The following is a 19980-nucleotide window of genomic DNA, read 5'->3' as shown; positions in this document are numbered from 1 at the left end:
TTCAGCCGCGTGCGGCGTGGGCGATAGGCAGTTAGTTAGTGTTAATCACTAATTAATTAGTTGATTAGTGCTAATTATTTAATTGCTGGATTAGTGCTGATTATTTAACTACTCAGTTAGTACTAATTATTAATTAGTTGGTTGGTAATAAGCGCGGAACCAGGCAACAAACTGCCCAAGTCCCTCATCCAGCTCTATGCGCGGCTGGAAATCGGTCGCGCGAGCCAGGTCGCTGGCATCGGCGCAGGTATTGAGGACATCGCCGGGCTGCAGCGGCAGTAGCTCGACCCGGGCTTTTTGCCCCATGTGTTTTTCCAGCAGCGCCAGGTAATCCTTGAGCGCTACCGGGTGCTGGCCGCCGATATTGAAAATCCGCCAGGGCGCCATGCTCGTGGCCGGGTCCGGGTGTTCGCGGTCCCATTGATCATTGGCGTGCGGTGGGCACTCGATCAGGCGCGTGATGCTCTCGACGATGTCGTCGATGTAGGTGAAGTCGCGCTGGTGCTCGCCGTGGTTGAACAGCTTCAGTGGCTGCTCTTCGGCAATGGCCCGGGCGAACTGGATCGGCGACATGTCAGGCCGTCCCCAGGGGCCGTATACCGTGAAGAAGCGCAGCCCGGTGCAGGGAATGCCGAACAGGTGGCTGTAGCTGTGGGCCATCAACTCGTTGGACTTCTTGGTCGCGGCATACAGCGAGAGCGGATGATCGACACCATCGCGCACCGAGTAGGGTGTGTGCTGGTTGGCGCCATACACCGAGCTGGACGAGGCGTAGATCAAGTGTTTGACCGGGTGGTTGCGGCAGCTTTCGAGGATATTCAGGAAACCGCTCAAGTTGCTGTCGAGGTAGGCCCGGGGATTTTCCAGGGAGTAGCGCACACCGGCCTGGGCGGCGAGGTGGATCACCACCTCGGGTTTCTCCCTGGCAAACAGTGCCTCTATGGCCGGCGTATCGGCCAGGTCAACCGTTTCGAGCTGGAAAGGGCGTGCCTGCTCCTGCACCCAGCGCACGCGATCGTGCTTGAGTTGCGGGTCGTAGTAGCTGTTGAAGTTGTCCAGGCCGAATACCTGGTGGCCATCGCGCAACAGTCGCAGCACGCAATGGGCACCAATGAAACCGGCCGCTCCGGTGACGAGAATCTTCATGGACGCACGGCCTCGGGCACGATGTGGCGCAAGCCGATGCCGCTGTAGTGCAGGCCGGCAGCCGCCACCTGCTCCGGGTTGTAGAGGTTGCGCCCGTCGATGATCACCCGGCAGCGCAGTTTGCTCGCCAGCAGGTCGAAGTCGACCACGCGGAAGTTCTTCCACTCGGTGCAGATCACCAGGGCATCGGCGTCTTCGAGTGTGTCATCGCGGGTGGCGCACAGGTGCAGGTCGTCACGGTAGCCGTAGAGGCGCCGGCATTCGGACATGGCCTCCGGGTCGTAGGCCTGCACGCTTGCGCCTTCGGCCCAGAGTGCCTCCATCAGATAACGGCTGGGGGCTTCGCGCATGTCATCGGTGTTGGGTTTGAACGCCAGGCCCCACACGGCGATGGATTTGCCGGCCAGTCCGCCGGGGAATTGCGCCTTGAGTTTGCTGAACAGAATATGGCGCTGGCGGTCGTTGACCTCGGTTACGCTGCGCAGCAGACGCAAGGGCATGCCGCTTTGCTCGGCGGTGTGCAGGAGGGCGCGCAGGTCCTTGGGGAAGCAGGAACCGCCGAAGCCGCAGCCGGGGTAGATGAAGTGGTAACCGATGCGTGGGTCCGAACCGATGCCTTTGCGCACCGCTTCGATATCGGCGCCCAGCAACTCGGTGAGGTTGGCCAGTTCGTTCATGAAACTGATGCGCGTGGCCAGCATCGCGTTCGCCGCGTACTTGGTCAGCTCGGCACTGCGATTGTCCATGAACATCAGTTTTTCGCGGTTACGGCAGAACGGCGCGTAGAGGTCGCTCATCTGGCTGCGGGCTTCATCGTCAGCGGTACCGATGATGATCCGGTCCGGACGCATGCAATCGGCCAGGGCACTGCCTTCCTTGAGAAACTCCGGGTTGGACACCACCCGAACCTTCAACGAGCCTTTGCCGCGGCGCTGCAACTCTTCGACCGCGGTGGCACTGACCTGGTCCGCCGTACCGACCGGCACCGTGGACTTGATGATCAGGGTGCGGTCGGCCTCCATGAAACTGGCAATCTGCCGGGCCACGTTCAGCACATGGCTGAGGTCGGCGGAACCGTCTTCGTCGGAGGGTGTACCGACGGCGATGAAGATCAGATCGGCATGCTCCACCGCATCGCTGGCCTGGGTGGTGAAGAGCAGGCGACCGGCCTTGATGTTTTCTTCAAGGGTGCCGGAAAGCCCTGGCTCACTGATCGGTGGCACGGCCTGTTGCAGTTGCCGGATCTTGTTCGGGTCGATGTCGACACACAGGACACGATGCCCGACATCGGCCAGTGCCGCTGCTTGTATCAGGCCAACATAGCCCGTACCAAATACGCTCACGTCCATATTGGCGTGCCTCGTAAGACGGTGGAGAGTTGCGAAGTAAAACTGTCAAAAGGGGTATAGACCAGCCTCGGAAAACCGCGTCAGCCATCCGGCATGTTAAATGGGCAAGACACCCCCAAACTCGGGGGGCCAAATGCCATCAACCTCGCACCACTGTTGGGTTTTCCCCCGATTTTGGGCGATTGGCGAAAATCCAAAGAAAGCGATAAACGGTCGTAAGCCGCGAAATACAAGGGTTGTAGCAGCTTGAGTGTGTCAGATTTGAGTCACCGGTTTCTTGACGCTTTTCCCCAAATTCCGACTACTCTTACGCGTATGTGGCCATATGCTATCGTCAAGAATCGACCGACAATCTATTGACAGGTGCCTGTCGGGGCATGGCAAATTCAACGATCCGAGAAGTCGACGGGTGGAGGGCCATTGGCCGTTTCATGAGCCGGGCGCACCTTCTGCCGGGCGCCCGTGAGCGGGGGAGGTGGGGTCAATTGACCACGCTGGCACCCGACCTTGCGTCGGCGGTTTGCGGGTTGGACTTGGGGTCGTGCAGGAGGGAGAAGCCACGATCGAGCAAGGCGTGGCCGATAAACCGCGAGCCCACTTCGTTCAAGTGTGAGTCGTCCAGGTACAGCAACTGACCCTCGATGATCGGACTGCACACGCCGGCCGGGCATATCACCTGATTGGGGTCGATGAAGCGTATCTGCGGGAACCTGGCCCGCACGTCCGCCCAATAGGGCGCCAGAGCGCTCTGGGTCACCGAGCAGTTGCGCCCGGTGTCGAACATCAGCCGGCGAATCGGGCAACTCGCGGCCTTTTCGATGTGCTGGTTGCTCAGGATGACGATCACCTGGCCGCTGTTCTCCACCACCCGCCGCAGGCTCGCCTCGACCAGATCCCTGGCCCTGGCATCCTTGGGCCAGATCGCCGCCAGTACCACGTAGCGATACTTGTTCTGCTCGATCAGGCTGAACACCCGCTCATTGCGTTTCGCACAATGGGCCGCATACACCGGAGGCATTTCGGCGGTGTAGCCGAGGATCGGCGGGCAGGAGTCCATGGTGTAGTCCATGAGCATGATGTTGTTGGGCCTGGCCAGGATGTCGACCATGCCGGTGAAGTGATTGGCAAACGAGTCGCCGATCATGATGCCGTCCAGTTCATCCTTGGTTGCGCCCAGCCGGCAGTGCTCGTTGGGTTCGGTCTTGTACAGCGCATTGGGCACATGGCAGCCGCGGCGGACCTCGGCAGGCTTGTTCAGGGTCATCGCTTCAAGCGCTGAAACGTCGGCGTTGAAGCGTTGTGGAAAGCCGTTGAACTGCAGGCTCAGCCCCGCCAGCACGGCCAGCCCCAACGCCGGAAGGGCAAACCGGCGGGTGAACACCCGGGCAAAGTGCAGGCTGGCCCCGGTACGGCGAAACGGCACTTCGACGTACCGCCAGGACAGCCACGACAGCAGGACAGCGGCGGCAATCAGCAGCGCGCCCACGGGCAGGTCGATGGGGATTTCCACGTAGCTCAGGAAGGCAATCAGCGGCCAGTGCCACAAATACAGCGAGTAGGAGATCAGGCCGACAAACACCATGGGCCGGCTGGTGAGCAAGCGTGAATGGCGTTCACCGCTGCCGGCCAGGATCAGCAAGGCGGCGCCCAGGCAGGGAATCAGGGCGTTGATCCCGGGAAAGGTGGAATTGGGGTTCAAGGCAAACAGCGAGAAACCGATCAGCAGATAGCCCGCCAATGCATAGCCATGGGCCGCCCGTTTGCCGATCACGCGCGGTGAATGGAGGTAGATCGCCAACAGCCCGCCCAGCATCAGCTCGAAAAAACGCGTGGGCAGCAGGTAGTAGGCCGCCGTGGCGAAGACCCCCGTCGCGTACTCGGAAACCCCCACCGCCAGCACCACGCCGATGGCCAGCACGGGCAACACGTAACGCGGCGCCAGGCGATACAGCAACACGATGAACAGCGGCCAGATGACGTAGAACTGTTCTTCGATACCCAGCGACCAGGTGTGCAGCAAAGGCGCTTCGCTGGCATCGGCGGCGAAGTAGTTGCCGTACTTGACCCAGATGTAGATGTTCGAGACACCCAGCAGCGAGAGCAGGGCGCTGACGTTGAGCCGGACCAGATCGACCGGAGACAGGATGAAGGCGCCGGCGATCACGGTCGCCAGCAGCACCGTCGCCAGCGCCGGCACGATGCGGTTGATGCGCCGCTGATAAAAGCCCTTGAGCGAGAAGGCATTGCGCTTGACCTCGGAAAACACCTGGGACGTGATCAGGAATCCCGAGATGACGAAGAAGATGTCGACGCCCACATAGCCGCCGGGCAACAGACCGGCCTTGAGGTGATGCAGCAGCACTGCAATCACCGCGACAGCGCGCAGCCCATCTATGTCGGAGCGATACTTGCCTTGAGCCATGCGCCTGACCATCCGTAAAACCGAAGCCATCCATCGACGTCCGCCCCCTGACCATCGCTGTCAGGATTGCGGACACTCAACCCACCCATCATTTGTAGCTGGAAACCGGGGGGACGCAAAAAACCGATGACACCCGTGACGCACGAGCCTGGTTTTTTTGTGGCTTTCACTGTCCCTTGTGGGAGCTGGCTTGCCAGCGATGGTCGTCAACGATAACGCGGGTGAGCTGGATGAACGCGGGTCCCCTGTAGGAGCTGGCCTGCCAGCGATGGTCGTCAACGATAACGCGGGTGAGCTGGATCAACGCGGGTCCCCTGTAGGAGCTGGCCTGCCAGCGATGGTCGTCAACGATAACGCGGGTGACCTGGATGAACGCGGTCCCCTGTAGGAGCTGGCTTGCCATCGATGGTCGTCAACGATAACGCGGGTGAGCTGGATAAACGCGGCGCATTGGAGTCCATCGCCAGCAGGCTGGCTCCCACAGTTTCAGCGTGGGCACACCCCCTTGTGGGAGCTGGCTTGCCAGCGATGGTCGTTAACGATGACGCGGGTGAACTGGATGAACGCGGCGTACTTGAGTCCATCGCCAGCAAGCTGGCTCCTACAGTTTCAGCGTGGGCATGGTCCCTTGTGGGAGCTGGCTTGCCAGCGATGGTCGTCAACGATAACGCGGGTGAGCTGGATCAACGCGGCGCACTGGAGTCCATCGCCAGCAAGCTGGCTCCTACAGTTTCAGCGTGGGCGCGGTCCCTTGCAGGAGCCGGGCTCGCCAGGCGCCCGGCGCGCACCCCAGCCACCGCAGGCAGGCACGGTTGAAGCTTTGAACATCGCTGTAGCCCAGGCGATCGGAAATCTCCACCAGCTCCAGGTCTGTCCCCTGCAAAAAATCTTCGGCCCGGAAGCGGCGGTACTCGTCGAGCAACTCGGAAAAACTCCAGCCCAACGCCTTCAAGCGTCGGGCTGCGGTGCGCTCGAGCAGATGCTGGGCATTGCACCATTGCTGCCAGTTGGCTTGTGCGAGGTCGACGATCAAATGGTCGCAGACTTGCTCCAGCAAGGTCGGTTCGCTGTTGCGTCGGGTCTGCTCCAGCAGTTCGACCAGTGTCTGCTCCAGTTCATGATTGCCCGGCGTCAACGGGATGACGAACAGTTGTGGATCGAGGCGGATCGAGTGTTGTGCCTGTTGCCACTGCACGGGGGCGCGGAAGGCTTGCTCGTGTTCCTGCGGGTTGGCGGTGCAGGGCCCGGTCAGCCCGATGCCCAGCACCGGATCGCGTTCCAGGCCGCTGGCGAGGAACTTGCGCCGCAACATGCTGCACAGGCTGATGAGGATGTAATCGGCGGTGGCTGTGCTGGCTTTCACGCTGCCGCGATCAAGCAGGCGCAGTTCGACGGTATCGCCGCCGCGCAGGATTTGCGCCTGGAAGTGCCCGTTGAAAAACGGAAAGAAGCGCACGAAATACTGGCAGGCGCTGTCCAGTGATTCGGCCACATCGAACAGGTATGTGAGGCCATTGGTGGCGGTGGAAACGAAGCGCCGACCGGCCGCCAGACCGATCAGCGGGTCGCCGGTCCGCTCCAGGGCAAACGCCCAGAAGCGCCGCGACATGAACAGCGGAACGCGCATGAAGGGCGTGCGCAACTCGAACAGGCTGCGACGGAACAGGCCTTCGATGTGTTCGCGGTCCACGCCACGTGCCAGCAGCTCTTCGATGGCCGGCAGCAGGGTCGGTGCGTAGAACGCATTGGGTATGGCTTGATCGTGCAGTGGCTGATCGCTTTTTGTCATGTAGGGCTCACAGCTTGTTCCGGAACACTGGTTAGGCTGCCCGACGTTAAGCGATTTGCCGGAGCAAGACCATGCTTGATTTACGCCAGCTCGATTTGAACCTGTTGCTCGCCTTCGATGCGATTTACCAGCAGCGCAGCGTCACCCGTGCCGCCGAGGTGATGTGCCTGTCGCAACCGGCCATGAGCAATGCGTTGCGCCGCCTGCGCGAGTTGTGCGGCGATCCGCTGTTCATCAAAAGTCGCCTGGGCGTGACGCCGACACTGGTCGCCCATCGTCTGGCCGACTACGTGCGTGCGGCACTCGAGTCATTGCGCGATGGCTTGCGCATGATCCCCGCCGCGCGGCAGAACAATCCGCTGCTGCGCATCAGTTGCCTGGATTGCCTGCAACCGGTGCTGCTCGATGCCTTGCTCGAATCGCCCCATGCCGATTGGCAGGTACGTTATTTCCAGCCCCGGCGCCGTGACGCCTTGCAGGACCTGGCCAGCGGCAAGCTGGATATCCTGATCGACCTCGACCAGCCGCTGGCCGGGCTGGCCGGCCTGCACAAACAGGCATTGCCCGCCGACCATTACGTGTTCGCCTATGGCGCCGCGCTCAAGGCGCCGCCGCGCACCCTGCAGGAGTACCTGGAGCAACCGCAGATTCAGGTGTCGAGCCGCCGCGACGGACTCAGCCCGGTGGATTTGCAGCTCGGCTTGAAAGGCCTGCGCCGCCATATCGCGATGAGCACCCAGAGCACCCTGGCCGCGAAGCTGATCGCCGACCGCCAGCCGCTGGGCATCAGCCTGCCGAGCCGGGTCGCCAGTGTGCTGGGCCTGCAACACGTGCCGCTGCCCCTGGACGAGCCCGTGGAGTTGAAACTGGCGCTGTACATCGAGTCCCGCTATCGCTTCGAGCGCTGCCGCGAGGAGGCGATGCATTGCCTGCTGCGCGCCCTCGGTGAGCCCCGGGCATTGCAGGCGCTGGCGCGGCGGGCGTGACGCCCACACAACCAGGGTTGTGCATTGCAATGTGGCGAGGGGGCTTGTCGGAACGCCGCATCGCCCCGTTCGACCGCGAAGCGGTCGTAATACCAATGTTGGTTCTACCCGAAGAAATAGGCTGGCAGTTTTAGGGCCGCTTCGCAGCCCAACGGGGGCAAGCCCCCTCGCCACATGGATTTGTGGAGCTGCTTGAGGGGCCTAATTCGACGCCAGCAAACGCCGGTCAACCGTCAGCACTGCCTCGACCATCGCCAGTGCCGCCGGTGTCAGGGAGTGGCCGGCGCGGCTGACGATGCCGTAGTGCAATTGCAGGCCGGGGTCGCCCTTGGGCACGTCGGCAAACTCCAGCAGGCGGATCTGGCCCTGGTCGACCAGTTCGGCCAGGGCTTCCATGGTCGCGATCCCCACCGCGTCGGAGCGCATCACCACGCGGCGGATGGCATCGAACTGCGCGCATTCCACGCTCGGGTTGAAGTCCGCCTCGCCCTGCGCGTCGGCGAGGATCTTGCGGATCATCGGTGGTATTCGCGTGCCGACCACCGCGTAGTCGAGCAGGGCGCGCAGGGACAGGTCCGACTGTTGCGCCAAGGGATGACCGACACGGCAAAAGAACCGCCCGCGCCGGGGGCGCAACAGCTGTACCTGGTATTGCGGGTCGCCGGTGAAGTACCGCGCGTCGGCCACGAGGAATTCGATCTGCTGCTCACGAAGCCAGACCGCCAGTTGTTCCCAGTCGCCCTGGTGGAAACTGATGCGGATCGCCGGGTGCGCCTGGATGAATTCCGCCAGCGCCTCGGGCACCAGCACCTGGGCCGGATACGGGCCACAGCCGAAGTGCAACTCGCCACCGGTCAGGCCGTTGTATTGCGTCAGTTCGTTGTGCAGGGCCTGGCTGCCGGCGAGCAGGCGCCGGGCATGTTGCAGCACCAGTTCACCCTGGCCAGTCAGGCGGAATTCGCGGCTGCTGCGCTCCACCAGCGTGCAGTCGAGGTCGCGCTCCAGGGTCTGGATGCTGCGGCTGAAGGCCGGCTGGCTGAGGTTGATCGCCTCGGCCGCACGCCCGAAATTGCGGTAATCGGCCAGGGCGACAAGGTGGCGAAGTTGTCGTAGATCCATCATGCGTCTCCTGCATTTGGTGGATACTTTTAATGCATTGGATCGATAGCACAGAGGCTGGCATAAGTACACGCCTGTCTTCTCGCCGTAACGTGCCATGACCTGCCAACCGTTCATTTCCAGCGCCTTTACCCGCACCATTCTCAGCCATGCCCGGCAGTCCGGCCTGTGCCAGGACCAACTGCTGCAACGGGCCGGCATCTGTCTTTCGTTGCTCGAAGGGCAGGATCTGCACGTGCCTGCGCACCTGGTCGAGCGTCTGTGGAACGAGTGCGAGCGTGCGGGCGCGGGGGCGTCGTTTGGCTGTGAGCTGGTCAATGGCATGGCGACCACCACGTTGCGGGGTTTGAACATCCTGCTGGATTCCGCCGCCACCTTGCGCGCGAGCCTGGCGTGCTTCACTGATTTCCTGCCTCGGGTGACCAATTATGTTGTGGCGGAACTGGAGGAGGGTGAGGGGCAGGCTCGCCTGCACTTGCGCAGTGCTGGCCGGCAGGCGCATTTTTTCGGCCTCGATGCGGCGACCCTGACGTTGGTGCGCAACATTGCCCGACGCTTGGGGCGGGCGCCTGCCGAGGTGTTTGTCCGTGTGCACCTGACGCCGCAGCAGGCGGCCGGGCAGTGGTTGCGTAGCGTGGGCATCGAAGTGCTGGAGGGGGCACATCCGTGTTTGAGCCTGCCAGCGGCTAGCCTTGATGAGCCGTTGCTGGGGGCCAATGGGTTTTTGCATCAGAGCATGTTGCGGCATTGGCAGACTGCGGCGGCGCAACAGAGTCGTAGCGACAGTCTGGAGTTGGCGCGGCATTGGTTGACGGCCGGCGATCAGCCGATTGAGCGGATTGCCGAGCGGTTGGGGTATCGGCAGGCCAGTAATTTTATTCGGGCGTTTCGGAAGCGGTTTGGGGTTACGCCCAAGCAGTTTCGTCTGGGGGTGTAGGCTTTGTTGGGGACATATCCGTTGCTGCGGTAACGGCGGCTTATGGTTTCGCCCTTACGGCGAGTCACTTTTTTTACAAGCGCCTAAAAAAAGTAACCAAAAAAACGCTCGCCCCGAACGTATGGCCCCTCGCTGAGGCTCGGGGTTCCTTCGCTCCGGTATTCATCCGGGGGCATTGCCCTCCGGTCGGCTTCGCTTCGACCTACATGCAATGAGTTCGACTGCGTCGAACGGCGCTGCGCGCCAATCCCCGGATGAACACCTGCGCTCAGCCTGCCGAGGGGGCGGGTGGATCAAGATCACAAGCTGCAGGCGAGCTAACGGTCGGCCTGTTGAGTGGTGAAGAGCGTTTGTGTACGCCGTTCGGCTAAACGCATTCCCCCTGTAGGAGCTGCCGAAGGCTGCGATCTTTTGATCTTGATCTTCCGCTCTTAAAAATCAAAATCAAAAGATCGCAGCCTGCGGCAGCTCCTACAGGGATTTTTGTCCGTCCACGATATTCGCGGTGTACTCGGTCAATGTAGGAGCTGCCGAAGGCTGCGATCTTTTGATCTTGATCTTCCGTTCTTAAAAATCAAAATCAAAAGATCGCAGCCTTCGGCAGCTCCTACAGGCCGGGCGGCGTTCCGTTTTTCCAGGTACACAGTCAAAAGCAAAGACGAATCAGCGAATAAAGTGAATCTTCCCGCTGTCATCATTGCCCATGTAAATGCCATACACCCCGGCCTGCCGCTCCTCGATATAACGCTCGAGAATCTGCCGGATCGCCGGATAGTAGATGCTGTCCCAGGGAATCTCCTCAGGCGCGAAGAACTTGTAGTCGAGGGTTTCCGGCCCGTATTGCCCGGTGATCTCCAGCGCGATGGCGCGGAAGATGATGTACACCTCGCTGATCTTGGGCACGCTGAAAATCGAGTAGGGCGAGACGATTTCCGCACGCACGCCACTTTCTTCCCAGACCTCGCGCAAGGCCGCCTGTTCGGTGGTCTCGCCGCTTTCCATGAAGCCCGCGGGCAGGGTCCAGGTGCCGGGGCGCGGCGGGATGGCGCGCTGGCACAGCAGGTACTTGCCGTCCTGTTCGATGATGCAGCCGGCGATGATTTTCGGATTGATGTAGTGGATGTAGCCGCAACCGCGGCACATCAGGCGCTCGTGCGTATCGCCCGGCGGCAGTTGCTGACCGAGATCAGCGCTGCCGCACCTGGGGCAAAAGCTCGGGCTGAACATCTCAGCGACCTATGCGCGGTTCTTTCAGCGCGATGGGCAGGGTGATCGCCGGGACGTCGCCGGTTTCTTCCTGCTTGCGCTTGAGGTAGTCCAGGGCCACGGCCGCAGCCGCGCGCACGTGGTCGACGCAAGCCTGGTGGGCGGCCAGCGGATCGCCGCCCTTGATCGCCTCGACCATGCGTTCCATTTCCTGGTTGCTGGCGCCGCGACGGTTTTCCTGGGACACCGAGGTCGCGCGCAGGTAGCTGATGCGTGCCTGCAACTGGCGCAACTGAGTGGCCGCGACATGGTTGCCCGAGCCTTCGAGCAGCACGTCGTAGAAACCCTGCACCGAATCGATGACCTGTTGCAGCTCGCCGTCCTTGAGCGCCTTGCGGTTTTCTTCGAGGGCTTTTTCCAGGGCCTTGATGTCCTTGGCCTTGGCGCGCAGGGTGAACAGTTGCACGATCAGCCCTTCGAGCACGCAGCGCAGCTCGTAGATGTCCACGGCATCGGCCAGGGTAATGATCGCGACACGCGGGCCCTTGGCATCGGCGAATTCCACCAGGCCTTCGGATTCCAGGTGACGCAAGGCTTCGCGCACGGAAGTACGGCTGACGCCCAGGCGATCGCACAGATCGCGTTCGACCAGACGGTCTCCCGGCAGGAGCTGGAAGTTCATGATGGCGCTTCGCAGTTTATCCAGCACGATTTCGCGCAGGGTGACGGGGTTGCGATTGACCTTGAAGCTGTCGTCGAGTGGCAGGCGTTTCATGGGGTCCGCTCTGATTGTGGCTGTCCATGCAAAAAGAGCACTTCGATTACGGGAATCCCGGTGCTCGGTCGGATCAAACAGCCAAGGGTTAACTGGAGGCCTCGGCATCGGCTTCGGCGAAGGCTTCACGGGCGAGCCGGAAACTGTCTACGGCAGCGGGGACACCGCAATAAATGCCGACCTGAAGCAATATTTCGCGTATTTGCTCATGACTCAGGCCGTTACGCAAGGCGCCGCGCACATGCAGCTTGAGTTCATGGGGCCGGTTGAGGGCCGAGATCATCGCCAGGTTGATCATGCTGCGCTCCTTGAGCGACAAACCCTCACGGCCCCAGACATGACCCCAACAATATTCGGTGACCATCTCCTGCAAGGGGCGGGTGAAGTCGTCGGCGTTCTCGATGGAGCGCTTGACGTAGGCTTCGCCCAATACCTGAGTGCGGATCTTCAGGCCTTTCTCGTATTTTTCGTTGTTCATTCCGATTGTCTCCTGTGGGGGCACGGATCTGTAGGAGCCGGCTTGCCGGCGATGGCGTTCTTGAGGACGCATTCGCCGGCAAGCCGGCTCTTACAGGTTGAACGCGCGGCTCAAAGGCCGCCCATCAAGGTGTATTTGAGTTCCAGGTAATCCTCGATGCCGTACTTCGAGCCTTCACGGCCCAGCCCCGAGGACTTGATGCCGCCGAAGGGTGCGACTTCGGTGGAAATCAGCCCTTCGTTGATCCCGACCATGCCGTACTCCAGCGCCTCGCTCATGCGCCAGGCGCGGCCCAGGTCGCGGGTGTAGCAGTAGGCGGCGAGGCCGAATTCGGTGTCGTTGGCCATTTCGATGGCCTGGGCCTCGGTGTCGAAACGGAACACTGCGGCCAGCGGACCGAAGGTTTCATCGCGGGCGACTTTCATCTGTGGGGTGACGCCTGTGATCACGGTCGGCTGGAAGAAACCGTTGCCCAGCGCATGACGCTCGCCGCCGCACAGCAGTCGTGCACCCTGGGCCAGGGCGTCTTGCACGTGCTCTTCGACCTTGGCCACGGCACGCTCGTTGATCAGCGGGCCCTGGGTGACACCCTCTTCGAAACCGCTGCCGACCTTGAGCTGCGAAACCCGCTCGGCAAGGCGTGCGACAAAGGCGTCGTGGATGCCGGCCTGCACCAGGAAGCGATTGACGCAGACGCAGGTCTGCCCGGCGTTGCGGAATTTGGCGATCAGCGCACCCTCGACTGCACGCTCCAGATCGGCGTCGTCGAAGACAATGAACGGCGCGTTGCCGCCCAGCTCCAGCGAGACTTTTTTCAGCGTCGGTGCGCACTGGGCCATCAGCAGTTTGCCGATGGCGGTGGAGCCGGTGAACGACAGTTTGCGCACCTGCGCACTGGTGGTCAGCTCGCCACCGATGGCGATGGCGTCGCCGGTGATCACGTTGAAAATACCCGCTGGAATGCCGGCCTGTTCCGCCAGCGCAGCCATGGCCAGTGCCGAGAAGGGTGTTTCCGGAGCCGGCTTGACGATGCATGGACAACCGGCGGCCAACGCCGGGCCGGCCTTGCGGGTGATCATCGCCGCCGGGAAATTCCACGGCGTGATGGCCGCGACCACGCCAATCGGCTCCTTGCTCACCACGATGCGCGCATCGCCCTTGTGGCTGGGAATGGTGTCGCCGTAGATGCGCTTGGCTTCTTCGGCGAACCACTCGATGAAGCTTGCGGCGTAGAGGATTTCGCCCTTGGCTTCGGCCAGTGGCTTGCCTTGTTCGAGGGTGAGGATTTCGGCCAGGGCGTCGGCATTTTCCAGCATCAGGGCATGCCAGCGCTTGAGCCTATTGCTGCGCTCTTTGGCGGTCAGCGCGCGCCAGGCCGGCCAGGCCTTGTTGGCGGCGTCGATGGCCAGACGCGCATGCCCGGCGCCGAGGTTCGGCACCTGGCCGATCAACTCGCCGGTGGCCGGGTTGAAGATGTCCTGTTGCGCACCATCGGGCGCATCCAGCCATTGGCCATTGATGTAGGCCTGCTGGCGGAACAGTAACGAGGCTGCTGGGCTCATGCCGGCTCCTGACAAAAAAAGAATATGCACCGCGGTACCTGTGGGAGCGAGCTTGCTCGCGATAGCGGACTGACATTCAACATCTATGTCACTGATACACCGTCATCGCGAGCAAGCTCGCTCCCACAGGGGGATTGTGTCGAGCCATCAGGCCAGGGCAGGCAGCGGGCCCAGCTTGCCTTTGTGGTAGATCATCGGTGTCACCGGTTGCTCGGGCAGGATCAGGTTCTTCACCGCGCCGACGATGATCGCGTGATCACCGCCGTCGTATTCGCGCCACAGTTCGCACTCGATGATGGCCGTCGCCTTGGCCAGGATCGGGTTGCCCCGTTCGCTCAGGTGCCACTCGATGCCTTTGGCCTTGTCCTTGCCTTTGCCGGCGAAGGCATAGGCTTCGGCGGTCTGCTCGGCGGACAGCAAATGAATCGCGAACTGCTTGCTGTCGCGCAGCACCGGGTAGGTGTCGGAGCCGTAGTTGGGGCAGAACAGCACCAGTGCCGGGTCGATCGACAGCGCACTGAAGGCGCTGGCGGTGATGCCGACGATGCCGCCGTCCGGGTCCAGGGTGGTGACCACCGTGACCCCGGACGGGAACGAGCTCATCACGTCTTTGTAAATGCCGGGTTCGATCATTTTCCAGGACTCCTAGCGCATCACGAAGGGATCAGGCATCGGTGCCTGGGACAGGTTGATCCACACCGTTTTCAGCTCGGTGTAGGCCAGCACCGAATCGATGCCGCTTTCGCGTCCATAGCCGCTGTTCTTGAAACCGCCGATCGGCGCCATGGCCGAGACCGCGCGGTAGGTGTTGACCCAGATGATCCCCGAACGCACGTCCCGGGCCAGGCGGTGGGCACGGCCCAGGTCGCGGGTCCAGATGCCGGCGGCGAGGCCGAACTGCGAGTCGTTTGCGATCGCCAGGGCTTCGGCTTCGTCCTTGAAACGGATGACCGAAGCCACCGGGCCAAAGACTTCTTCCTGCATGATCTTCATCGAGTTGCGGTCGCACTCGAACAGCGTCGGTTCGTAGAACCAGCCGTCGCCCAGATTCTGCGGACGCTTGCCACCCAGGCGCAGACGCGCACCTTCGGCAATGGCATCGGCCACCAGGCCTTCGACCACCGCCAGTTGCTGCGCGGTGGCCATCGGGCCCATTTCGCTGCTGTCTTCCTGGGGGTTGCCGATGCGAATGCGCTGTGCGCGTTCCACCAGACGGCCGACGAACTCGTCGTAGATTTCATCTTGTACCAGCAAGCGCGAACCGGAGACGCAGCTCTGCCCGGAGGCGGCGTAGATCCCGGCGATGGCGCCGTTGATCGCGCTGTCGAGGTCGGCGTCGGCGAAAATGATGTTCGGCGATTTGCCGCCCAGTTCCAGTGACAGCTTGGCGAAGTTCTCCGCACTGCTGCGCACCACATGCCGCGCCGTGGCCGCGCCGCCGGTGAAGGCGATCTTGCGCACCAGCGGATGGCGGGTGAGGGCGGCGCCGGTGCTCGGGCCATAACCGGTGACGACGTTGACCACCCCCGGCGGAATCCCGGCTTCCAGGGCCAGGCGCGCCAGTTCGAGGATAGTCGCCGAGGCGTGCTCCGACGGCTTGATCACGATGGTGTTGCCTGCGGCGAGGGCCGGAGCGAGTTTGATCGCGGTCAGGTACAGCGGGCTGTTCCACGGGATGATCGCGGCAACCACGCCCATGGCTTCGTGCACGGTGTAGGCAAACAGGTCCGGCTTGTCCAGCGGCAGGGTGCCGCCTTCGAGCTTGTCGGCCAGGCCTGCGGTGTAGTGGAAGAACTCCGGCAGATAACCGACCTGGCCACGGGTTTCGCGGATCAGCTTGCCGTTGTCGCGGCTTTCCAGCTGCGCCAGTTGTTCCTTGTTTTCGGCGATCAGGTCGCCCAGGCGTCGCAGCAATTTGCCGCGCACGGTGGCGGTCAAGCCGCGCCAGGCCGGGCTGTCGAAAGCGGTTTGCGCGGCTTGTACGGCGCGCTCGACATCGGCTTCGTCGGCATCGGGCAATTCAGCCCAAGGTTCGGCCAGCGCCGGGTTGAGGCTTTCGAAGGTCTTGCCGGACAGGGCATCGACCCATTCACCGCCGATGCACATCTGGAAGCGTGCGAGTGTCATGCAACGATCCCCTTGATCTGGTTTTGTTGGGAGTGCGCGGCCTGCAGAAACTCCAGCAACAGCTGGTTGACCAGGCGCGGCGATTCTACGGGCATCATATGCCGTTGCTCGGCGAGCACGGCAACGGTCGCACCGGGAATGCGTTCGGCCAGTTGCCGGGCCATTTCCGGGGTCGAGCCGGGGTCCAGTTCGCCGGTGGCGATCAGCGTCGGCACGCGGATGCTGCCCAGATCGTCGGCGCGGTACATGTCCTGGGTGGCGAACAGTTCATAGGTGGTCAGGTAACCCTGCGGGTCATTGCCGGCCAGGGTCTGACGGATCGCGGCGATCTGCGCCGGGTTCGCGGCCTGGTATTCGCGGCTGAACCAGCGCGACAGCGCCGCTTCGGCATTGGCGTCCGGCCCGTGTTCGGCAGCCTGGCTGGTACGGGCGATGACCCCCGCGCGCTGTTCGGCGCTGCGGTTGAACACACTGTTGAGCACCACCAGGCCTTCCAGGCGTTGCGCGTAGTGCAGGGCAAACGCCCGCGCCACCAGCCCGCCCATGGAAAAACCGATCACCGTTGCCTTGGGCAATTGCAGGTGGTCGAGCAGCTCCAGCAACTGGTCGGCATAGCCGAGCAGCGGTGTGCCACTCTCCGGCCGCGGACTGGCGCCATGGCCGAGCATGTCGTAGGCGATGACGCGGTACTTCGTGGCCAGGCCAACGATCTGGCCGCCCCACATTTCTTTGTTCAGGCCCACGCCGTGGATCAAGACCACGGGCTGGCCTTGGCCGGTCGCCAGGTAACTGGTGCCAGCCGGGGTGAGTTCAGCGGTGAGCCGAATCATGGAGTGCTCCTGCAATGCCTTCTTGTTGTCGTTCTGCCGGCCGGTTACTGGGCTTTTTCGGCGGCCAGTTCTTCCAGGTCGATGTAGCGGTTGCCGATGCGCGGGTGCAGGCGGCCGCCGTCGGCGCAACCCAGGACCACGACGATTTCGTCGGCACGCGGGGCGTCTTCGATCTGCATTTCCAGGGTGATGTAGTGCGAACGCAGGCCTTCGTCGTCCTTGTGCATCATCGGGATCTGAATCGAGGTGCCCGGGCCGCCGCGCTTGTTGGTGAAGCTCAGGTAGCTCTTGGCCTTGACCGCTTCGCGGTAGTGGTTGCCGAAGCGCAGGGTGTGGATCACCGCCGAAGCGTGCTCGATTTCGCCATCGGCACCCACCACCGCAGCCTTGCCGTAAGCCTCGATCTTCTCGGCACCGCCGATGATGCCCACCAGGCGCTCGACCATCAGTGCGCCGAGGTCGGAGCAGTTGGCGCGGATCTGTGGTTTCAGGTCTTCGACGAAACCGTTGCCCAGCCAGGGGTTTTTCATCACCACGGCCAGACCGACCATGGTCACGGGCTTATCGGTGGCTTTGCCGCCTTCAATAAAGGTTTCTTCGACATAGCTGACGATCTTGCGGATTTCGAAACTCATGAGCTGCTCCGTGGAGGTTTTGGGTGTCTGTGCGTCTGATGGTATACCATAATACCGATAGCACAAGTCCCCGAGCGGAGTTTCTGGCTGGATGGCGTGCAAAAGTGTGTGCCACCGGTCGCAGCGGACAAACGGCAGGCAGGGGTTTACGTCGCCTGGGTGGGAGTTTTGTTCAGGAAGGGATGAACACTGTATCTGTGGCGAGGGAGCTTGCTCCCGCGGGGCGCTCCAGTGCGAAGCTGCCAAAAAAAGGTTCTTCACGAAATCCCGGGGGAAAACAGATCTGTAGGAGCTGCCGAAGGCTGCGATCTTTTGATTTTGATTTTGCGATCTGGAGATTGCTGAAGATCAAGATCAAAAGATCGTCCGAACGCGGCCCGAGCCTTCAGCAGCTCCTACAGGGGAACGCGTGCACCACCAACAAAATCCGCCAGCCCGCCATCGCCAGCAAGCCGGCTTCTGCCGTTATCGGTGCTCTCCGGAATTACGTGAACAACCAAAAAAAGGGACTGCTGCGCAGTCCAGCGGGAGCAAGCTCCCTCGCCACAGGGTTATCTATTGATCTTTACAGAGGGGGTAGAAGGAGGGAGTGACGTCGTCAACGAAAACGCGGGTGAACTGGATAAGCGCGGCGCCCTGGAGTCCATCGCCAGCAGGCTGGCTCCTACAAATTTTCAGCGTGGGCAGGCCCCTTGTGGGAGCTGGCTTGCCAGCGATGGTCGTCAACGATAACGCGGGTGAACTGGATGAACGCGGCGCACTGGAGTTCATCGCCAGCAAGCTGATTCCTACAGTTTCCCGGGAATGTGTGAAGGACCAAAGTTTAGGGGGGCGTTAGGGCGACTACCGAGCAGTACTGGTAATAAGGATGCCCAAACCGCTAAAGATATGCTGCCGACGAGCAATTACGATGGACGAAAAAAGTAGCATATGGCTACTATGATGTGTCCCTAGGGAATCACCATCTCTTCTGATTGTTCGATGGAGTACTTTCAGCGGCCAATATTGGGTCTGAGGGATGGATGATGCCCTTTCCTAATATAAAAACAATGTGCCTGGTACCTCGCCGGCGTGACAAGGATCGTTATATGCGACACGACAAAGATGATCCTAAGGGATATTACTTAGTCATGGGGTTAACCTCGACCGCCGGGGATGAACAGATCAAGGCCGCCTACCGAAGGCGCGCCATGGACCTACACCCTGATCGCAACCCTGGAAACGATACCACCCGGCAATTTCAATTCTTAAATGAAGCTTATGCGGTGCTATCGAACCCCGTCTCCAGGACCGAATATGACAGCGGGGGTACTCAAACTGCTGCCACTGAACCCGCGACATCTAAAGTGCCAGACCCTATCGTCTGCTCTCTCTGCACAAAAGTTTCGGCTCAACCAAGACTCGTGGTATTCCGATCTGTAAAAAGCTTCCTGGTGGCAACTGTTCGCAAACCTATCGCTGGTGTGTATTGCAGTGAATGTGCTCAGAAACAGTCTCTGAAAGCATCAGCAACCAGTTGGTTGCTCGGTTGGTGGGGCTTTCCATGGGGGCCGCTTTACACTGCACACGCATTGGTGAGCAACATGTTCGGTGGCACGCATCCACCGCTTGAAAATGCCAGATTGCTGGGTTACCAAGCTTACTATTTCTATGCGACTGGACGTCCTGACCTGGCACAGTCACTCGCCGAAGACGCGATTAAGTACTGCAGGAAAGTGCCGAATACACCTAGCCGCCAAAGTGCCGAAGAAAGTGAGCGAGACAGTCTGATCAGCAATCTTGAAGCATTTATGGTCGAATTGGGTGGCAACAACAAAGCCAATCGATTGAAAAACAACTGGGGACCCATACACGGTCGTTTTTTTGTCCATCTTGGTGCGATTGCGGCGGCTGGAGTGATTGCCGTCGCGATAATTAATTCTCCCCAGACACACTATTCCCCGCCACCTGGACCAATGCCGTATTCCGCGCAACCTGCCCCATTAGCAACCTCCACAAATGGGCCGGGTGGTATAGCTGTTCAGCCTGCGTCGACTACCAACACCCCACAGCAGGTGGTGGCAAAAAAACCGGCCTATGTGCGTTCAAAGACGGCCCCAAATGGCCGACCATGGCCTAAAACCGCGGGGTACTTGGTTGGTGAACCTCAAACGCACAAGACTGGCCATTCGGAGGTGACGATCGACAATGGGCAGAACAACTCGGACGTTCTGCTGAAACTCGTTGCGTTGGAAGGTAAGCTAGCCCGGCCGGCCAGGCAGATTTTTATTCCTGCACGCAGCAGCTTCACCATGAAGAATCTTACTGCTGGCAACTATGATGTACGGTATCGCGATCTGACTTCCGGCGGCCTTTCGCGCTCGGAATCTATGGAGCTAACTGAATCCACCACATACAAAGGGACCCAGTACAGTGTTATCACGCTTACTCTCTACAAGGTGGCGAATGGCAACACTGCAACTTACGGGCTTTCAGAGGATGAGTTCTAACGAACTTGAAAGGCTTCAAAGCGTTTCATGATTCATGTGAGCCAATAAAAATCGTGGTGCTGCAGTCCGTGTAATATTTCATATCGACTCCGTAGTGAGAATTGCTTTTCAGAGTGTATGGCTCGGCGGC

Annotated in this window: 16 protein-coding genes; 3 read left to right on the top strand and 13 right to left on the bottom strand. The window is 61.1% G+C overall.

Translation table 11 applies throughout. The annotated features are described in order from the left end of the window. Positions 1-129: 129 nt before the first annotated feature. The 4 genes from ACEN83_RS19250 to ACEN83_RS19235 all read right to left on the bottom strand — a co-directional run bounded on the left by ACEN83_RS19250 (position 130) and on the right by ACEN83_RS19235 (position 6706). On the bottom strand, positions 130-1146 hold the full coding sequence (locus tag ACEN83_RS19250) for an NAD-dependent epimerase (RefSeq protein ID WP_495578101.1): 1017 nt from the start codon (positions 1144-1146) through the stop codon (positions 130-132). Then, positions 1143-2495: a UDP-glucose dehydrogenase family protein gene (locus ACEN83_RS19245; RefSeq protein WP_495578100.1), complete on the bottom strand. Its 1353-nt coding sequence runs from the start codon at positions 2493-2495 to the stop codon at positions 1143-1145. The genes ACEN83_RS19250 and ACEN83_RS19245 overlap by 4 nt, the downstream gene beginning before the upstream one ends. Before the next feature lie 481 nt (positions 2496-2976). Further along, entirely contained in the window at positions 2977-4917 is a 1941-nt protein-coding gene (locus tag ACEN83_RS19240) for an acyltransferase family protein (protein ID WP_495578099.1), read from the bottom strand. 724 nt (positions 4918-5641) lie between these two features. Further along, entirely contained in the window at positions 5642-6706 is a 1065-nt protein-coding gene (locus ACEN83_RS19235) for an AraC family transcriptional regulator (RefSeq protein WP_495578098.1), read from the bottom strand. Positions 6707-6777: 71 nt separating this feature from the next. On the opposite strand from ACEN83_RS19235, the gene ACEN83_RS19230 reads away from it, so the two are divergent. Next, complete coding sequence (locus ACEN83_RS19230) at positions 6778-7692, top strand: LysR family transcriptional regulator (protein WP_495578097.1); 915 nt, start codon at positions 6778-6780, stop codon at positions 7690-7692. A gap of 201 nt (positions 7693-7893) precedes the next feature. Here the strand turns inward: ACEN83_RS19230 and ACEN83_RS19225 are convergent, their stop codons facing one another. Beyond that, on the bottom strand, positions 7894-8811 hold the full coding sequence (locus ACEN83_RS19225) for a LysR family transcriptional regulator (protein ID WP_495578096.1): 918 nt from the start codon (positions 8809-8811) through the stop codon (positions 7894-7896). Positions 8812-8908: 97 nt separating this feature from the next. Here ACEN83_RS19225 and ACEN83_RS19220 point away from each other — a divergent pair, with 97 nt between their 5' ends. Next, positions 8909-9748 carry an AraC family transcriptional regulator ligand-binding domain-containing protein gene (locus ACEN83_RS19220; protein ID WP_495578095.1) on the top strand — a complete coding sequence of 280 codons (840 nt, stop codon included), beginning with the start codon at positions 8909-8911 and terminating at the stop codon, positions 9746-9748. 663 nt (positions 9749-10411) lie between these two features. Here the strand turns inward: ACEN83_RS19220 and ACEN83_RS19215 are convergent. The 8 genes from ACEN83_RS19215 to ACEN83_RS19180 form a co-directional block, all read right to left on the bottom strand. Then, entirely contained in the window at positions 10412-10975 is a 564-nt protein-coding gene (locus ACEN83_RS19215; RefSeq protein WP_258681567.1) for an NUDIX hydrolase, read from the bottom strand. A gap of 1 nt (position 10976) precedes the next feature. Further along, the gene (locus ACEN83_RS19210) at positions 10977-11729 is read right to left on the bottom strand and encodes a GntR family transcriptional regulator (protein ID WP_007978695.1); all 753 of its coding nucleotides are present in this window, start codon (positions 11727-11729) and stop codon (positions 10977-10979) included. A gap of 88 nt (positions 11730-11817) precedes the next feature. After that, positions 11818-12207, bottom strand: a complete 390-nt coding sequence (locus ACEN83_RS19205) for a carboxymuconolactone decarboxylase family protein (RefSeq protein WP_495578094.1) — start codon at positions 12205-12207, stop codon at positions 11818-11820. 110 nt (positions 12208-12317) lie between these two features. Further along, entirely contained in the window at positions 12318-13769 is a 1452-nt protein-coding gene (locus ACEN83_RS19200; protein WP_495578093.1) for an NAD-dependent succinate-semialdehyde dehydrogenase, read from the bottom strand. 147 nt (positions 13770-13916) lie between these two features. Next, complete coding sequence (locus tag ACEN83_RS19195; RefSeq protein WP_007978701.1) at positions 13917-14402, bottom strand: flavin reductase family protein; 486 nt, start codon at positions 14400-14402, stop codon at positions 13917-13919. Positions 14403-14414: 12 nt separating this feature from the next. Further along, entirely contained in the window at positions 14415-15896 is a 1482-nt protein-coding gene (locus tag ACEN83_RS19190) for an aldehyde dehydrogenase (protein ID WP_495578092.1), read from the bottom strand. Beyond that, positions 15893-16726 (bottom strand): alpha/beta fold hydrolase, encoded by an 834-nt coding sequence (locus tag ACEN83_RS19185; RefSeq protein WP_007978706.1) that lies wholly within the window; start codon positions 16724-16726, stop codon positions 15893-15895. Before ACEN83_RS19185 ends, ACEN83_RS19190 begins: the two co-directional genes overlap by 4 nt. A gap of 44 nt (positions 16727-16770) precedes the next feature. After that, positions 16771-17361 (bottom strand): amino acid synthesis family protein, encoded by a 591-nt coding sequence (locus ACEN83_RS19180; protein WP_007978708.1) that lies wholly within the window; start codon positions 17359-17361, stop codon positions 16771-16773. Positions 17362-18449: 1088 nt separating this feature from the next. Between ACEN83_RS19180 and ACEN83_RS19175 the strand changes: the two genes are divergently transcribed. Next, complete coding sequence (locus tag ACEN83_RS19175; protein WP_495578091.1) at positions 18450-19850, top strand: J domain-containing protein; 1401 nt, start codon at positions 18450-18452, stop codon at positions 19848-19850. Positions 19851-19980 lie beyond the last annotated feature (130 nt).

The sequence above is a fragment of the Pseudomonas sp. Pseusp49 genome (assembly GCF_059491875.1).
Note: the sequence above shows the minus strand (reverse complement) of the source record. Positions and strands in the feature narration are given on the sequence as shown.

Coding starts and splice junctions, on each gene's coding strand:
- ACEN83_RS19220 (WP_495578095.1), top strand. CDS start 8,909: ATGACCTGCCAACCGTTCATTTCCAGCGCCTTTACCCGCACCATTCTC.
- ACEN83_RS19240 (WP_495578099.1), bottom strand. CDS start 4,917: ATGGCTCAAGGCAAGTATCGCTCCGACATAGATGGGCTGCGCGCTGTC.
- ACEN83_RS19250 (WP_495578101.1), bottom strand. CDS start 1,146: ATGAAGATTCTCGTCACCGGAGCGGCCGGTTTCATTGGTGCCCATTGC.
- ACEN83_RS19200 (WP_495578093.1), bottom strand. CDS start 13,769: ATGAGCCCAGCAGCCTCGTTACTGTTCCGCCAGCAGGCCTACATCAAT.
- ACEN83_RS19230 (WP_495578097.1), top strand. CDS start 6,778: ATGCTTGATTTACGCCAGCTCGATTTGAACCTGTTGCTCGCCTTCGAT.
- ACEN83_RS19180 (WP_007978708.1), bottom strand. CDS start 17,361: ATGAGTTTCGAAATCCGCAAGATCGTCAGCTATGTCGAAGAAACCTTT.
- ACEN83_RS19195 (WP_007978701.1), bottom strand. CDS start 14,402: ATGATCGAACCCGGCATTTACAAAGACGTGATGAGCTCGTTCCCGTCC.
- ACEN83_RS19245 (WP_495578100.1), bottom strand. CDS start 2,495: ATGGACGTGAGCGTATTTGGTACGGGCTATGTTGGCCTGATACAAGCA.
- ACEN83_RS19215 (WP_258681567.1), bottom strand. CDS start 10,975: ATGTTCAGCCCGAGCTTTTGCCCCAGGTGCGGCAGCGCTGATCTCGGT.
- ACEN83_RS19190 (WP_495578092.1), bottom strand. CDS start 15,896: ATGACACTCGCACGCTTCCAGATGTGCATCGGCGGTGAATGGGTCGAT.
- ACEN83_RS19225 (WP_495578096.1), bottom strand. CDS start 8,811: ATGGATCTACGACAACTTCGCCACCTTGTCGCCCTGGCCGATTACCGC.
- ACEN83_RS19175 (WP_495578091.1), top strand. CDS start 18,450: ATGCGACACGACAAAGATGATCCTAAGGGATATTACTTAGTCATGGGG.
- ACEN83_RS19185 (WP_007978706.1), bottom strand. CDS start 16,726: ATGATTCGGCTCACCGCTGAACTCACCCCGGCTGGCACCAGTTACCTG.
- ACEN83_RS19210 (WP_007978695.1), bottom strand. CDS start 11,729: ATGAAACGCCTGCCACTCGACGACAGCTTCAAGGTCAATCGCAACCCC.
- ACEN83_RS19235 (WP_495578098.1), bottom strand. CDS start 6,706: ATGACAAAAAGCGATCAGCCACTGCACGATCAAGCCATACCCAATGCG.
- ACEN83_RS19205 (WP_495578094.1), bottom strand. CDS start 12,207: ATGAACAACGAAAAATACGAGAAAGGCCTGAAGATCCGCACTCAGGTA.